Origin of the sequence: Virgibacillus natechei (assembly GCF_026013645.1) — a bacterium.
Lineage (GTDB): Bacteria > Bacillota > Bacilli > Bacillales > Amphibacillaceae > Virgibacillus_L > Virgibacillus_L natechei.
On record NZ_CP110224.1, the window covers coordinates 3,120,979 to 3,135,889 of the forward strand.

At 42.6% G+C, this 14,911-nt stretch carries 14 protein-coding genes; 10 read left to right on the forward strand and 4 right to left on the reverse strand.

Annotated elements, in window-relative coordinates; genetic code table 11:
- Nucleotides 1-231 precede the first annotated feature (231 nt).
- The 9 genes from OLD84_RS15860 to OLD84_RS15900 all read left to right on the forward strand — a co-directional run bounded on the left by OLD84_RS15860 (nucleotide 232) and on the right by OLD84_RS15900 (nucleotide 9,408).
- The gene (locus tag OLD84_RS15860; protein ID WP_209462412.1) at nucleotides 232-1,314 is read left to right on the forward strand and encodes a C40 family peptidase; all 1,083 of its coding nucleotides are present in this window, start codon (nucleotides 232-234) and stop codon (nucleotides 1,312-1,314) included.
- Nucleotides 1,315-1,844: 530 nt separating this feature from the next.
- Complete coding sequence (locus tag OLD84_RS15865) at nucleotides 1,845-2,561, forward strand: Rpn family recombination-promoting nuclease/putative transposase (RefSeq protein WP_209462413.1); 717 nt, start codon at nucleotides 1,845-1,847, stop codon at nucleotides 2,559-2,561.
- The gene (locus tag OLD84_RS15870) at nucleotides 2,558-2,881 is read left to right on the forward strand and encodes a hypothetical protein (RefSeq protein WP_209462414.1); all 324 of its coding nucleotides are present in this window, start codon (nucleotides 2,558-2,560) and stop codon (nucleotides 2,879-2,881) included. Before OLD84_RS15865 ends, OLD84_RS15870 begins: the two co-directional genes overlap by 4 nt.
- Before the next feature lie 345 nt (nucleotides 2,882-3,226).
- Nucleotides 3,227-3,388, forward strand: a complete 162-nt coding sequence (locus OLD84_RS15875) for a hypothetical protein (protein WP_209462415.1) — start codon at nucleotides 3,227-3,229, stop codon at nucleotides 3,386-3,388.
- Nucleotides 3,389-4,207: 819 nt separating this feature from the next.
- The gene (locus tag OLD84_RS15880; protein WP_209462416.1) at nucleotides 4,208-5,368 is read left to right on the forward strand and encodes a sensor histidine kinase; all 1,161 of its coding nucleotides are present in this window, start codon (nucleotides 4,208-4,210) and stop codon (nucleotides 5,366-5,368) included.
- A complete protein-coding gene (locus OLD84_RS15885) occupies nucleotides 5,346-5,978 on the forward strand; it encodes a response regulator (RefSeq protein ID WP_209462417.1) in 633 nt (210 codons plus the stop codon). The genes OLD84_RS15880 and OLD84_RS15885 overlap by 23 nt, the downstream gene beginning before the upstream one ends.
- 124 nt (nucleotides 5,979-6,102) lie before the next feature.
- A complete protein-coding gene (locus OLD84_RS15890) occupies nucleotides 6,103-7,035 on the forward strand; it encodes an ABC transporter ATP-binding protein (protein WP_209462418.1) in 933 nt (310 codons plus the stop codon).
- A 13-nt stretch (nucleotides 7,036-7,048) separates the two neighbouring features.
- Nucleotides 7,049-8,308 carry an ABC transporter permease gene (locus OLD84_RS15895; protein WP_209462419.1) on the forward strand — a complete coding sequence of 420 codons (1,260 nt, stop codon included), beginning with the start codon at nucleotides 7,049-7,051 and terminating at the stop codon, nucleotides 8,306-8,308.
- The gene (locus OLD84_RS15900) at nucleotides 8,308-9,408 is read left to right on the forward strand and encodes an ABC transporter permease (protein WP_209462420.1); all 1,101 of its coding nucleotides are present in this window, start codon (nucleotides 8,308-8,310) and stop codon (nucleotides 9,406-9,408) included. The genes OLD84_RS15895 and OLD84_RS15900 overlap by 1 nt, the downstream gene beginning before the upstream one ends.
- Nucleotides 9,409-9,983: 575 nt before the next feature.
- On the opposite strand, the gene OLD84_RS15905 is transcribed toward OLD84_RS15900, so the two are convergent.
- Both OLD84_RS15905 and OLD84_RS15910 read right to left on the reverse strand, forming a co-directional pair.
- Complete coding sequence (locus OLD84_RS15905) at nucleotides 9,984-10,940, reverse strand: NERD domain-containing protein (RefSeq protein ID WP_209462421.1); 957 nt, start codon at nucleotides 10,938-10,940, stop codon at nucleotides 9,984-9,986.
- Between the two features lie 7 nt (nucleotides 10,941-10,947).
- On the reverse strand, nucleotides 10,948-11,112 hold the full coding sequence (locus OLD84_RS15910) for a hypothetical protein (RefSeq protein ID WP_209462422.1): 165 nt from the start codon (nucleotides 11,110-11,112) through the stop codon (nucleotides 10,948-10,950).
- A gap of 341 nt (nucleotides 11,113-11,453) precedes the next feature.
- On the opposite strand from OLD84_RS15910, the gene OLD84_RS15915 reads away from it, so the two are divergent.
- Complete coding sequence (locus OLD84_RS15915; protein WP_209462423.1) at nucleotides 11,454-11,684, forward strand: hypothetical protein; 231 nt, start codon at nucleotides 11,454-11,456, stop codon at nucleotides 11,682-11,684.
- 120 nt (nucleotides 11,685-11,804) lie between these two features.
- On the opposite strand, the gene OLD84_RS15920 is transcribed toward OLD84_RS15915, so the two are convergent.
- Together OLD84_RS15920 and OLD84_RS15925 are read right to left on the reverse strand one after the other, a co-directional pair.
- A complete protein-coding gene (locus tag OLD84_RS15920) occupies nucleotides 11,805-12,434 on the reverse strand; it encodes an SGNH/GDSL hydrolase family protein (protein WP_209462424.1) in 630 nt (209 codons plus the stop codon).
- Nucleotides 12,435-12,740: 306 nt separating this feature from the next.
- Entirely contained in the window at nucleotides 12,741-14,117 is a 1,377-nt protein-coding gene (locus OLD84_RS15925) for an alkaline phosphatase (RefSeq protein WP_209462425.1), read from the reverse strand.
- Nucleotides 14,118-14,911 lie beyond the last annotated feature (794 nt).

Genomic DNA, 14,911 nt, shown 5'->3' on the forward strand with positions numbered 1-14,911 from the left:
CATCATTAGTTCGACATTACATTCGGAATTATAACACAAGAAAGGGAAATACCATACCACTTTTTAGAAAAACCATGAAATTTGACCTAGAAAATGGGGGTTGGACAATTTTATATTACAAATACATTACACTTCCGTTACAAAGTGACTATTAACCTATTAAATTCCATTAATTACATATATACTTTTGTTACAACTAAAAAAATTGTAGAAACTAGGGGGATAACGAGAGTGGCTAATAAGAAAATACTTATGTCGGTTACTGCAAGCGCAGCAATTGCTTCGGCAATTTTTGCAGCAGAAGAGGTAGAAGCATCGTCGTACACAGTTCAAAGCGGAGATTCACTATGGTCAATCGCGCAACAACATAACACCAGTGTTTCCCAGTTAAACTCTATCAACAACCTGTCCAGTGATTTAATTTTCCCGAACCAGGTTATTCAAACGGGCGGATCGTCATCATCATCGTCGGCCTCTGATTCTAGTAATAATAGCAGCAATTCATCTACATATACCGTAAAAAGCGGGGACACCCTAAGCGGAATCGCATCCGATCACGGCATATCACTATCTAAATTAATGGACTTGAATGGGCTTGATACAACACTCATCCATCCAGGAAATGAATTCAAAGTGAGCGAAGGCTCTAGTGGCGGATCTAGCTCTGGTTCGAGCGGTGATTCTAGTTCTGGAAGCGGATCTGTTGGTTCGTCAACCGTTTACACCGTTAAATCAGGCGACACCCTTTCCCAAATCGGAGCAGAACACGGCGTTAGTGTCGCGAACTTGAGGAACTGGAATAACTTAAGCTCAGACTTAATCACAATCGGCCAGAAATTGAATATCAACGGATCTTCAGGATCTGGTTCAGGTTCGAATTCCGGATCTAGCGGAAGCGGCAATAGCAGTGGTGGCGGATCGAACGAATCACCATCAGCAGACGTCGACTACAACGTGGATCAACTGATCAGCGCAGCTAAAGCGCAAATGGGCACCCCCTACGTATGGGGCGGATCCACAACAAACGGATTCGACTGTAGCGGATTCATCCACTATGCATACAATCAAGCAGGCATGGATATCACCCGCACGAACACCCAAGGCTACTATGACCGATCATACGACGTGAGCAACCCGCAAGTAGGCGACCTCGTATTCTTTGAAGGCACCTACAAAGCAGGCATCTCCCACATGGGAATCTATCTCGGCGGCGGAGACTTCATCCACGCAGGCTCCTCCACCGGCGTAACGATCGCAAACGTTAATAATTCCTACTGGAGCAGCCATTTTGAAGGGTATAAACGGTTTTATTAAGAGGCACTTGATTAATTAAGGGCCGGTTGGATTGAAGATAGGTTAATAGAATGCAGGTTACAGGAACTCCAGCGAGGCTGGGGTTCTTTTTTTGATGTGGGACTGCTGTTCGGTCGGGGGTCTGTCTCCCGGTTTGGTGGCGCTGTCTCCCGGTTGGGGCGCGCTGTCTCCCGGTTTGACGGCGCTGTCTCCCGATTCGGACGCGTGGTCTCCCGAGTTAGCGCGGTTCTCTCCCGTTTTCGAGGCGCTGTCTCCCAAGTTACTTCTCATTCGATACGAACTTAACGATTTTACTAGTTGGCACTTCGTTAATGAAGGGCCGGTTATAGGGAAAAGAAAATTAAAGGTCGCGTCTCCGCCTTGAGTGGCGGTGTTCTCTCCCGTTTTGAGGGCGCTGTCTCCCGATCTTGGTTCGCGTGCTCCCACCCACCCTCGCAAGTCATCACAATATTTCCACACCACAGGATACACCCCACTTTTCATCCGAAAATATGATATACTAAAGGTAACTAAATAATGGGGTGATTCTTATGCGATCAACATTACTGAAACGTATACCGCTTGAACGATTAATGGATCTAAAAATCGACTACGCATTCAAACAGCTTTTTGGCAATGAGAAAAATAAAAATATCACGGTTGTTTTTCTGAATGCTATTCTACAGAAAACAGGGCGGGATCGCATCAAAGACATCTCATTTTCCAACACGGAATCCAGTCCTGAATATGTCGATGATAAACAGTCCAGATTGGATTTGTTAGTTGTTACAGATGCCAATGAATGGATTAATGTAGAAATTCAATTCACCAATAAATACGATATGATTAAGCGCTCGATCTACTACTGGGGAAAGGTATACCAGGAACGGTTTCAAAAAAAGATGACTTATGGACAATTACAACCAGTAATAGCTATCAATATTCTGAATTTTGATTTATTTGACCAAACGGATCGCTTTCACACGTCATATCACTTATATGAAGACGAAGAAAAATTTAAATTGACCAATGTCATGGAATTTCATTTTATAGAAATGTCAAAGCTAATAAGAGATTGGAAACTAGATAAACTAAACCCATGGGATGACGTTTTGGCCAGATGGTTGTTAATGCTCGGCATGGTAGACCGCCGAAACGGCAAAGTCTACGATGACAAAATAATAAAAGGATGGCAGACTAAAACCGCCACGTCCTGTGGCAACGTCTGCAGAACCCACCTCATGTGGGCCCGAGGAGAATCGCCATGAAAGACGAAACATTGCGTTCTGCCCTTCAAGACTGGGAAAAAATTAGCGCTACACAAGAACAATACCTTGCTTACGAGGCGCGTGCTAAGCGCATTATAGATGAAGAAGCAGCCCAGCGTGAAGCCGAACTGCGGGTGCAGGAAGCTGAAGAAAAGGTTGCAGAAGCAGAGCAAAAAGCTACAAAAGCAGTGCAAAAGACAGAAGAGAGAATTGCTCGTGAACTTTTATCGAAGGGCTCGGACATTGAATTCGTTGCTGGAGCTACAGGGATTGATAAAGAGCGAGTCATTGAAATTAAAAGGGAGATGCAGTTACCATGACTTCTCTTGATGAAGCAGCCTATGAACGCAAACTTAGATCTGCCTTGGTTCAGGAAAGCGCTCTTCCAGTGTCGCGGTACTGTCTCCCAATTTGAATGTGCTCTCACTCACTCCACAGGCATAACCAAACGTGAGCATATAGAACGGTCTACCATACACTATAATTAAATAAAGAGAGCGTGATTTCTATGGCCTTTAACGAACATCCGAAACGGCCGGTTGCTAAACAAACCAGAAGTGAACGTAGAGAAGAGTTAATGCGGTTTTATCGGAACAGATAAAGGGAACTGCATATATAAACTAATCAATTATTATATAGCTCATTTAGACGATGGGGGTGCGCCTGTGAATAAAGAAGAATGGAGAAGTGCGTTTATCAGTAACATTCAAAATACGAATTGGAAAGAAAAGTCGTTTTCGGTCAAAAAAGTACAATTTGATGGCCCGGAAAGCACACTGCGTCGATTAGCTCCGGAGATTCTACGCATATTAAAAAAACCCTATTAAATAGGGTTTTTTTACCTGTACATATACTTTTTTAGATTAAAATTCTTTTTTTCAACTTTGAATCCCTTTGAGTAGCTATACACATACAAGGTACTGGATTACACCATAATAGATGGTGGAGATAGTGCAAATCCGACATAATTAACAATTCTATCTGTTTTATCTTTAAAGTTTTACTTGTAATGTTATAAGGATATTATACAATAGAGGTGTAGTAGGTTAACCTACTTTAGTAAAGGTTCTAGTTCGAACGCCATATAAGGTCGAAAAGAGAGCACACACGGTTTGGTCACCGTAGTGGAAATGCTCTCTTTTTTTGTTTAAATTCGTATTTTAAGCCCGTTTTAATTCTCATTCGATACGAACGTAACGATTATTACTAGTTGGCACTTCGTTAATTAAGAGCCGGTTATGGAGAAAAGGAGAATTAAAGGAAGGTCGCGGCTCTGCTTGAGTGGCGGCGTTCTATCCCGATTTGAGGGTGCTGTCTCCTGGTTTGGACGTGCGCTCTCCCGTTTCGACTGCACTCCCTCCCGATTCAGACTCTCTCTCCCGATTCGACGGCACTCCCTCCCGATTCAGACTCGCCCTCCCCCAATATGCTACATTCGTTATGATATGTAATTACGGGCTTGGCAGAATAAGGTACAATAAGGTGAGAATACGCTTTTATAAAGTGAAATTTTACGTCATACAACTGTTTTCAGTGGGACGTGCGTGCATGTACGCGCAGCGCAGGACGTGCTGTTTTTAGTCGAGCTTCCAAACTGGAAGAGTAAAACAGATTAAAAAAACACACCGGAGGAAAGGGTGAGCAGTATGCGGGCATATTGGGTATGGCTCTTATTACATATTATTGTCTGGCCATTTGCGATGGTTTATTTCAATCAACATATAGAACAATTGACCGTGCGATTATTTGGCGTGGCATTGTATTTTGTGATTTTCTTTATCATGCCACTTGTCGAACGAAAGTCCAACGTTGTCGTGGTGCTCATGAGTGTTCATGCTGCTATTGCAACGCTTACCTTATTTCCTGAGGCAAATGGAGCGTTTAATCCTTACCTCATCCTTGTCCTATCCTTACTAATTGGATCGGGGTTTTATCATTTGTCCTTAAAACTTGGGATGATTATTGGGGTAATTGGTGTGGTAGGTTTAGTAGTAGCTGTTTTGTATTCGAATCTTTTGCCATTATCACAATTTTTTATTGCCATTTATATGAGCTTCCTATTTGCCGCACTGGTACTTTATAAGAAAACAAAGGATCGTACAGAAGATATAGATGCCAGGTACGATGCACTTCTCAGTGAATACCGGAAATTAAAAAGGCAACTTGTTTCAGAGGAGGAAATAGCGAGACAGGAAGAGCGTATTCTAATCGGCCATGAAATCCATGATTCTGTGGGACATAAGCTTACTGCTCTGATCATGCAGCTGGAAGGATTTCGTTTGAAAGCCTCCGAACAAGAAAGGGAACAAGTGAAATCCTTGAAAGAGCTCGCTAATTCAAGTTTGGAGGAAACGAGAAATGCAGTGAAATCGCTAAAGTCCAGGGAAACAGGAGGACTTCCTGGCATTTTGCGTTTAATACGTAAACTGGAAATGGAAAGCTTTATTCGAATCCATTTTTCTGTGAAGCATGGTGCGTTTACGGTTTTACTAACCGGCGAGCAGTCCTTCGTGATCTATCGTTCTGTTCAAGAAGCATTGACAAATATTATGAAGCACAGCAATGCCAGGGAAGCGGCGGTTATGTTTGAAGCACCTGGAGGGACTATTTTTCGTTTTGAAATCAGTAATCCAATAGCAGATAATAGAAAGTATCAGGAGGGATTTGGTATCTCTTCCATGCGGGAGCGATTAGAAAAATTTGGCGGCAATCTTGAAGTCTTTAAAACAGAGGAGCAATTTATTGTTAGAGGCTTCTTGAAAATTGCCGATACGGGGGATAAAGATGATACGGATACTACTGGCTGAAGATCAGGTGATGGTGAGGCAAGGGTTAAAATTGATGATTGAAACGGATGAGGAATTGCAGGTGACAGGCGAAGCGGATAATGGCAAGGAAGCAATTTCCCTTTGTGAGAAACAGGCGTTTGATCTGGTTATCCTGGACATTCGTATGCCTGTAATGGATGGAATCGAAGCAGCCAAAGTTATTCAATCCCGATGGCCAAAAACGAAGATGTTGATCCTAACGACGTTTGATGATAATCACTATGTGCTCGAAATGTTAAAAATAGGTGTCAGTGGGTACATCTTGAAAAATGGAGATACTGATTCCTTACTTCGGTCCATCCGAAGTGCTTTGACTGGAGGGCTGGCCATTGAAGAACAGGTGGCTGCTAACGTGATGCCCGAATTATTAAAGCGCGGGGAACCTAATGAGCCTGATCCATCTTTAACGCCACGTGAAAGAGGAATATTAACGTGTATTGGAGAAGGGCTTAGCAATGACGAAATTGCAGAAAGACTTGCATTATCCGTAGGAACGGTAAAAAATAATACGAGTCAGATTCTTCATAAATTGGAATTAAGGGATCGGACGCAGCTCGCTATCTATGCCATTCGCCATAACCTCGTATGAATGGAAAAAGAATGATTAACGTAATGGTTATAATAAAAATTCGTGACTGGAGACAGTGGTGACACTGTTTCTTTTTTAGTATGCTAAATGATGAAAGCTCGTAATGACGAAGGAGTGGGACGTAATGCTTGAAACGATCAATCTTAGTAAAAATTTTAAAAATAAAAAGGCTGTTGACGAAGTGGATATTTATTTAGATGAAGGTGAATCCGTTGGTCTGTTGGGGCCAAATGGAGCTGGTAAATCAACAACGATTTCCATGATATCTTCTTTGTTAAAACCGACGTCGGGTGATGTGAAATTAGATGGCAAGAGCATCATCAAGGATCCAACTGAAATCAGAAAAATCCTTGGCGTTGTACCACAGGAAATCGCCTTATATGAAGAACTTTCTGCCTATGAAAATCTAAAATTCTTTGGAGAAATCTATAACGTCAAAAAGGATGTTCTGGAGCAACGCATTCAGAATGTAATGGAAATGGTCGGATTGAAAGAGCGGCAAAAAGATCTTATCAAAACATTCTCAGGCGGTATGAAAAGAAGGGTTAACATTGCGGCAGCATTACTGCATCAGCCGAAGTTTCTTATTCTTGATGAACCAACTGTTGGCATTGACCCACAATCAAGAAACCATATTTTGGAGACGATTCGCAAATTAAATGACGAACAGGAAACGACCATTCTTTATACGAGTCATTACATGGAAGAGGTTGAACAATTGTGTAACCGTGTCTACATTATGGATCATGGAAAAGTAATCGCTTCTGGCAGTAAATCGGAATTATTAAGTATTTTATCAAGTGAGGATACGATACAGGTACAACTTAGCGAACCAAGTGATCCATTAATAGAGAAGATTAAAGCATTTGGCTCTGTTCGTCAGGTGGATGAAACAAACGAAGGTATTCGTATTATTTCAAAAAAGGGCAGTAACATTTTAAATGCATTAGTACATGCTGCAGAAGAAGAAGGTATTGAAGTAACACATTATCAAATGGAAACACCAAGTCTTGAAGATGTTTTCCTACATTTAACCGGGAAAACGTTAAGAGATTAAAGGAGATAAAAAGATGGGCTCATTTTTTAAAAAAGATCTATTAGTATTTTGGAGAGATCGTAAAGAGATTTTTGCATCACTAACGCTCCCTATTGCACTTATTCTTGTATTAAACATTGCTTTCTCTGGTTTATTAGATGAGGAAGCAGAATCGGTGGATATAGATGTGGCTATTGTACAGGAAGACAATGAATCGATCGGAATGGAACAGTTTGAAGAGAAGGTAAATGAAATGGATGTACCTTCTGCTGAAAAAGAAGCACTGCTTGCTCAATCGGCGCAAATTTCGCCAGCTGGTCTTATAAATGATTACGTTAATGACCCGGAAATGAGGGAATTTGTTAGCTCGCAGCAATTACGTAACGAAGAAGCAACAGAATTGGTTGAAGAAGGGAAACTGGATGCGTTCATTACGATTCCAGAAGGGTTCACGTACAGTGTGTTATCTTCCATGTTACTTGGAGAAGATCCTGAAAAATCCCTCATGATAAACGTGGAAGAAGAATCAACGGAAGTCCAAGTACTTGAGAATATGGTTACAAATTATATGGACACCCTTAATTACCAGTTCGCACTTGGTAGTACCGTAGAGGCTGATATGGCTGAACCGGAATTACCAGAAGGAAGCAGAGAAAACGTAGAAGGAGTCGAATCCTATACGATGCCGCAGTATTTTACAGTTGCGATTTCGGCCCTGTTTTGCTTATTTATTGCCTCAACCGTTGCGATGAAAGCAATCACAGAAAAAAGAGAGCATGTATTTAATCGAATCCTATTGACTAATAGTAAGCCATTTCATTATTTAATGGGAAAAATAGCATCAACTTTTTTCATGTCATGGATCCAACTGTTGCTCACATTTACGATTACCCAATTGATCATGGATGTGTTTTCAGGAATGGGTTTCGAGTTTTGGATAGGAACCTTTATCGTACTAACTGTCTATTCGATCGCAGTTAGTGGATTAGCTGCCCTGTTTATACCGATTACACTACGATTGGAAGACCCGAATGCAGCGAATGGTATTTTCATGATGATTATCATGGGAATGGGGATGCTCGGGGGAAGCTTCTTTCCACTTGATTTTCTTCCCGAATGGATACAGAGAATTGGAGCATGGACACCAAATGGTCTCACGCAGGTAACCCTATTAGAGTGGGTGCAGTTTGGATCTTTTGTGGGTTTAATTATACCAGTTATGTTGCTTCTGGGATTTTTTATCATCTGTCTCATTATTGGTATGTTCCTATTTCCTAGAAGGGAGAGCGTATAATGTTTCCAGTTTTTAAAGCACAATTGAAAAAAGATATACGAAAACCATTAACCATCATCCTATTTATTGTTGCCAGCATTGTCGCTACACTCCTGTTTGGAGGTAGCACCCAGCAAAGCGAAACGACCGTAGCCATTTTCAGCAGCGGACCTAACGCTGTGGAATTTGAAGAAAAATGGGAAGGTTTACTGAATCATATGGAATCTGTAACTTTTGTTATTACAGATGAAGAAAAAGCACGTGAGGATGTGGTTGAAGGAAGGCGCGATGTTGCCGTTCAGGTCATGGATAATGATTATCGACTGGTCACCTCCTCCACTATGCCTCAGGTAGAAATGATCGAACAGCAAGTGCATGAGGTATTTACCAAAGAAGCACAACTTACAGCAGCTGCAGGTAATCAGAATACGGATGAATTGCGAAATGAGCTACATCGTTATATGGAAGACCCGCCATTACAGGTTCAGACACAGTCCCTGCAGGAAGAGAATATCCAAAATTATGATATGGCCATTCAGTTATTGTTCGGTTTCACCCTTTTTAGCACAATGTTCATTATTGGATTTAAAGTCAATGGAATCACCTCAGATAAGGTGAGTGGGGTATGGGATCGCATGATTTTATCCGCTGTCAGTAAAACAAGTATGTACGCTGGACATCTGATTTATAGTTTTTGTATTGGTTTTTTTCAGATATTCATTGTGTTTCTCCTCTTTCACTATGCCTTTGGCTATGATTTAGGAAACTTTAATATGATAGTGACCATTGCAAGTATTTATACGCTGAGTATGGTCAGCCTAGCTATGTTATTTGCTGGAATATTCCGGACACCAGAACAATTTAATAATATTTTCTCTTCCGTGATTCCAATTGTTCCAATCATCAGCGGCATATACATGCCACCAGGCACCATCAGTAATCCCATTCTATTATTTATTGCAGACCTTTTCCCACTGACCCATGCAGTGGAAGCCATGACGGATGTTGCTCTTTATAATGCAAGCTGGAATGACATTGCTTTACCAATTGCCCTCATGCTTATAATCGGCGTTGTATACATGGGCATAGGAGTTAACATGGTGGAACGGAGAAAGGGATAGAATGATAAAAGATGCAAAACGTTAACAAAAGGCTCGCCTAACAAAGGCGGCCTTTTTCTATTGCTAAACATGCAAATACTGTAATAGCGGACTTTTTAAAAGCATACTCGGAATATCGCACGCAGGCTTTAATGGAGGGGAGATCGATTCAGGGTGGGGCTTCCTGATTTGGGGGCGGTTTTTTGATTTGGTGGGGTCTGTCTCCCGAATTGGGGGTGCTGTCTACCGATTTGGGCGTGCTGTCTACCGATTAGGCGGGCCCTCTCCCGTTTCGGGCGGACTGTCTCCCGAATTACTTCTCATTTGATAGGAACTTAACGATTTTACTAGTTGGCACTTTGTTAATGAAGGGCCGGTTATAGGGAAGAGAAAATTAAAGGTCACGTCTCCGCTTGAATGGCGGCGTTCTCTCCCGATTTGGGCGTGCTGTCTCCCGTTTCGGATGCGCCCCCTCCCGATTCGACTGCGCCGTCTCCCGATTTGGATGACTTCTCTCCCGGTTCGGCGTGCTCTCTCCCGATTCAACCACTCGCTCTCCCGTTAACCGGATTTTCATTAATTAAATAAGATCAAATCTACTTTTCAATCCATCTCCGCCGACCCTCATCATAAAATAACCCATACTCTCTCAACAGCCGTGTCGCTACATTTTTGGCGTTGAATTTTAAAAAGCGCATACACTCCGAATTTGTAATCCATGGGGTCACGAATAGAAGATAAGCTGCCAAGGCAGGCTTGTGTGCATCACGAAATTTCTTTTTACATTTATAACATTTCCACCCGCTGTGCACGCGCTTGATCCCTAGCACACCGCAATCCGGACACTCTACTCCTGGTAGTAAATCCGCACTTTTTATTCCATGCATCGTCATAATATCCATATCGAATTCCGTGGATTCTTTCGATATTGCATGTCCCATTTTTCTATTCTGGAAGGTAGCACCGCTAGCAAGCTGCGTATTCACATCCATTATTTTTTTAGGGATATTCGCTCCGTGTGCAACTACCTTAGCGATTATCTCTTTATCTCCTTCTACTTTAATGATGGTGCTTGGGTCACTGATCGCAATGAAATAATAAATGGGAATGTTAGGGAGGTTTCGCTCTAGAAGCCATTGTTGAAGGTTCGATTGTTGGAGTTCGACTTGGGTAATGGGGTGACTGAAACCCATTTCAACTTTCCCATCGTCGCGGGTGAATTGATCGAAGGTGGTATCAAAAATAATCGTACCGTTATAATTTTTCACATCGACAATATAAATCGCCTGCTGCGTTATAACAAGGTTGTCCATTTGAAAGGTCCGGCCCTGCACCTGCAGACAAACATCCTGTAGAATCGTGAATTCAGGAGGCAATGTCTCAAGATGATAATCTACCTGCAGCTCGCCCTTATAGCCTTTCTTCCTTTTGTTGTACTCGTGTTGCATGTCTGGTAAACGCGGGAAATTTATGTGTAACCGTGGAAGAAGTAATTCGTATTTTTTTAGGATAAGTGGTTTGGTTCGTTTTTTCATAACCTTATTCGTAATCATTTATTTTTCACTCCCGATAGGTGATTTTTTTTCTATCTTTCATCTTCCATAATATGAAGACTGATTCTGTTACTTCTTCCCACGTAATATCATCCGCGTACCTATACATTTTTCGAAACCGCTGCCATGATTTATATAGTACTTCACTTGATAATTCCGAACGATAATCCATAAAAATTAGCCTCCTTTTTGCATTTATACACTTATTATATTCCATACGTGCATGAAAGCAAAGGTTCTTTGAATGTATACGTTTATTTTGCTGACCTATTTCATCATGTTCTGTAAAATAGTATAGCTTCACAACTTATATTGTCAAAAACCAGAAAATCAATAATGTGCTCCTTTTAAAAGTTAAGATAAGCGTTTTTGGTTAACTTTTTTAATTTTTAAGGATAATATAATGGGTAAAATTAAAAATTAGGGGCTATCTAACTAATTTTGCAAATGTCATACTATGTTCGCATGTTCTTTTGCTATACTTAAGACACTAATAATAGCGGAGGTGGAGACATGCAACGGGAAGATCAAATCATTGATATGCTGGAGGGAATCCTGAGTAAGTTGGACGAGCGTAGTAAATCTGTTGAAAATCATAGCTTTAGAGATGGGAATAGGGAACCTGCTGAGAAGAACGACGGCATTTTAAAAGATTTAGCTACACAAATAGAACTTTTGCGTGAAGATGTATGGCAAAACAGGGTTGATATACATCGAATAAAAAATAAATTAGGAATCAAGTAAAGTTTTGTTATTTTGACATTGAGGTCGAAGCAAAATCTCTCCCGTTTCCGTGACGCTCTCTCCCGATTCGGGATAGCGCTCTCCCGGCTCAGAGCGCTACTCTTCCGGGTCCGGACGTCCTCACTCCGTTCCCATAATATCCTTCACCGCTTTCAGCCAGGTTGCGGCCATTAGCATATCGCCAGTCGAATTCATATGTACACCGTCTATTGTGAGTTTATATCCTTTATCCGCGTGCAAATAATTGATAAAAGCCTCGTGAGTACGCACAATCGTTGCATCAAATTTGTCAGCCATTTGATGAATGACCTCCACATATTCTTTCAATGTTTCGTTGCCAATACTATTAGCCTCCTCCTCAATGACTGTCGGCTCCATCAGCACAATAGCAGCATTCGTATGATCACGAACCTGTGCTAGTAAATCCTCGTAAATTTGCCCAAATTTATCTGGATAGATTTGCTCCATTTTCGGCTCATCCAAACGACGCCATACATCGTTGATACCAATGGATATTGTTAGCACATCCGGATTCCAGTCGATAACGTCCGCCTGCCACCTCGAAGCTAAATCACTAATTCTGTTTGCACTGATCCCATTATTCACAATTTCTGGAGATTGATGCGGATAGGCCGTTTTAAGATAATCATGGATAAGCCTTACATAACCTGTACCAATCTGCTCAGAATCTGTCCGTTTTCCTGATTCGGTTATACTGTCACCGATAAAAAGAATGCGTTTACTCGGCATATTCTCACCTCATTTTTCATAATTATAAAGTTAATTTTTACCTATTGCAATACTTGGCTCCTGCGTGGAGGAGGACTGGGTGGCTTATTGAGTGATTTTGAAGTGCTGTTACCGGTTCGGGGCGGCTCTCTCCCGATTCGACGCTCCGCTCTCCCGATTCAGGGCGGTCCTGTCCCGTTTTCGAGGTGCTGTCTCCCGTTTTGACGCTTCTCCCTCCCGGTTCGGTGCCGCTGTCTCCCGTTTCAAGCCCAATCAAAAAGAGCCTCCCCTTCAAGGCAAGCTCCATCTATTGACAACTACATGAGATTATTCTCCCAATTCAACACCCAATGCCTCAGCCATAATTTTCGGCAAATCGGTATTATCCAGATAGCCTGAAAATTCATCAGCTTCCGGGCCGTACGCGTAGACCGGAATATCGACGCCGGTGTGGTTCGTGCTTGTCCAGCCGATGAGTGCTCGGTCACTAATTATTGTGTTGATCGCCATGGCAGCATCGTCTGCTTCTTGTATTGTTTGTACTTCTGCTTCGGATAGCTCAAAGTCTGTGTATCTTTCCATAACTTCATTAACATTGGAGCGATCCTCATTTAGCTCTGAAGCCATGTGATCACCTGTTGCTGTGACATTTTTAAGAACAGAAGGGTTGATGTTCATATCAGGATTTTCACCTGTACCAACTGTCATGCCGCCTGTTTCATGGTCTCCGCCGACAACAACGAGCGTCTCGCCATCTTCTTCCGCGAATGCGATTGCTTCTTCTACAGCTGCTTCAAAAGCTGCAGTGTCTTGCATGGCCCACGCCGCATCATTATCATGGCCCGCCCAGTCGATCTGGCTGCCTTCCACCATCAGGAAAAATCCATCTTCATTTCCTTCCAAATTGCCAATTGCGCTTTCTGTCATTTCAGCAAGGCTAGGCTCTTCGGTATCAGCCCGGTGCATTTCAGGTGCAAGTGCATCATCTGCAAAAAGGCCAAGCAATTTTTCCCCGTCTTCGATATCAATCTCTGAATCTAGCAAAGCATCCCGTGTTTCCACAAATTCATAGTTTTGCTCTTCTGCTTGTTCGATCAAATTATCCGATTCCTGGTTGCCGGCTTCCGATTCAGGCAAGAAGTTATTTTTCCCACCGCCAAGCAGTACATCCACCTCGTTTGCAAGGAGTTGTGGCGCAATTGCTGTCTCATTATTGCGGTCATCCACATGAGCGGCAAAAGATGCCGGCGTTGCATGCGTAATGGTAGATGTCGCAACTAATCCGGATGCCATTCCCTCGTCCTGAGATGCTTCCAGAATCGTCTCGAGCTCGTTTCCTTCTGGATCAAGGCCGATCACGCCATTATTGGTTTTGTTTCCCGTCGCCATCGCCGTTCCCGCAGCCGCAGAATCCGTAATGCTAGAATCAGCGGAATAAGTAGTAAACATTCCTTTCATATGCTCATCCCAAACCGCATCTTCTCCTTTGTACATGCGGTAATTGGTCGCATAATCGGCATTAAAACCGTCCGGAATCATATAAATTATATTTTCTACCTTTTGATTCCCATTTCCGTTGCCATTTCCGTTCCCAGGTCCACCAGGTTGACCAGCCCAATCTGGTGGTCCAGCCCAGTCTGGAGGCCCACCCGCAGTAAATAACAGTCCCGCACTCAGTGCAACAGCCCCAACTCTTTTAAACATCCAATCTCTCCTCTCCATTTTTTGATGCAAGACAAGCATAACGCATGAATATTAAGAAGAGATTAATATAGAGTTAATTATCAGTTAATTTTCATAATTCTAAATAACTACTACTTAAGGAGGGATAATACTTTATTGTGATTGCAGCAGAATTTCTAATCACATGAGGCTTGGTTGTTCCATTCATTTATTGAGAGCTGGGGTCCTGTCTTGATTTAGACTGGGGTCCCCCGTTTCGAGGTGACGCTCTCCCGTTTTGACACCGCTCCCTCCCAAATTACTTCTCACTTGATGCGAACTTAAGGATTTTACTAGTTGGCACTTAGTTAATGAAGGGCCGGTTATAGGGAAAAAGAAAATTCAAGCGTGGACTCTATGCTTGAGTAACGGATCTATCCCGAATTCATGCACTCTCTCCCGATTGGGTGCGACTCTGATGATGAACGTTCCAGGTGATGTGCATGATCCAGTTCATGAGGCGACCTAGCGGCTGTGACGTCGCTCGACCTGGAGGTGCTGGTGCTCGAGCGAGCGGGAGATTGCTTCAATCGAGCAACAGGAGCTTCTACTCGAGCGAGAGCGAGTCTTATTCGATCGGCAGTGACGATTTTGAAGGTTGGCGCTCGACCTGGGGATGCTAGTGCTCGTCCCTAGGATGCCGGTGCTCGACCTAGAGGTGCTGGTGCTCGAGCGAGCGGGAGATTGTTTCAATCGAGCAACAGGAGCTTCTACTCGAGCGAGAGCGAGTCTTATTCGATCGGTAGCGATGATTTTGAAGGTTGCCGCTCGACCTG

Coding starts and splice junctions, on each gene's coding strand:
- OLD84_RS15865 (WP_209462413.1), top strand. CDS start 1,845: ATGCGATCAACATTACTGAAACGTATACCGCTTGAACGATTAATGGAT.
- OLD84_RS15870 (WP_209462414.1), top strand. CDS start 2,558: ATGAAAGACGAAACATTGCGTTCTGCCCTTCAAGACTGGGAAAAAATT.
- OLD84_RS15880 (WP_209462416.1), top strand. CDS start 4,208: ATGCGGGCATATTGGGTATGGCTCTTATTACATATTATTGTCTGGCCA.
- OLD84_RS15885 (WP_209462417.1), top strand. CDS start 5,346: ATGATACGGATACTACTGGCTGAAGATCAGGTGATGGTGAGGCAAGGG.
- OLD84_RS15890 (WP_209462418.1), top strand. CDS start 6,103: ATGCTTGAAACGATCAATCTTAGTAAAAATTTTAAAAATAAAAAGGCT.
- OLD84_RS15895 (WP_209462419.1), top strand. CDS start 7,049: ATGGGCTCATTTTTTAAAAAAGATCTATTAGTATTTTGGAGAGATCGT.
- OLD84_RS15900 (WP_209462420.1), top strand. CDS start 8,308: ATGTTTCCAGTTTTTAAAGCACAATTGAAAAAAGATATACGAAAACCA.
- OLD84_RS15905 (WP_209462421.1), bottom strand. CDS start 10,940: ATGATTACGAATAAGGTTATGAAAAAACGAACCAAACCACTTATCCTA.
- OLD84_RS15910 (WP_209462422.1), bottom strand. CDS start 11,112: ATGGATTATCGTTCGGAATTATCAAGTGAAGTACTATATAAATCATGG.
- OLD84_RS15915 (WP_209462423.1), top strand. CDS start 11,454: ATGCAACGGGAAGATCAAATCATTGATATGCTGGAGGGAATCCTGAGT.
- OLD84_RS15920 (WP_209462424.1), bottom strand. CDS start 12,434: ATGCCGAGTAAACGCATTCTTTTTATCGGTGACAGTATAACCGAATCA.
- OLD84_RS15925 (WP_209462425.1), bottom strand. CDS start 14,117: ATGTTTAAAAGAGTTGGGGCTGTTGCACTGAGTGCGGGACTGTTATTT.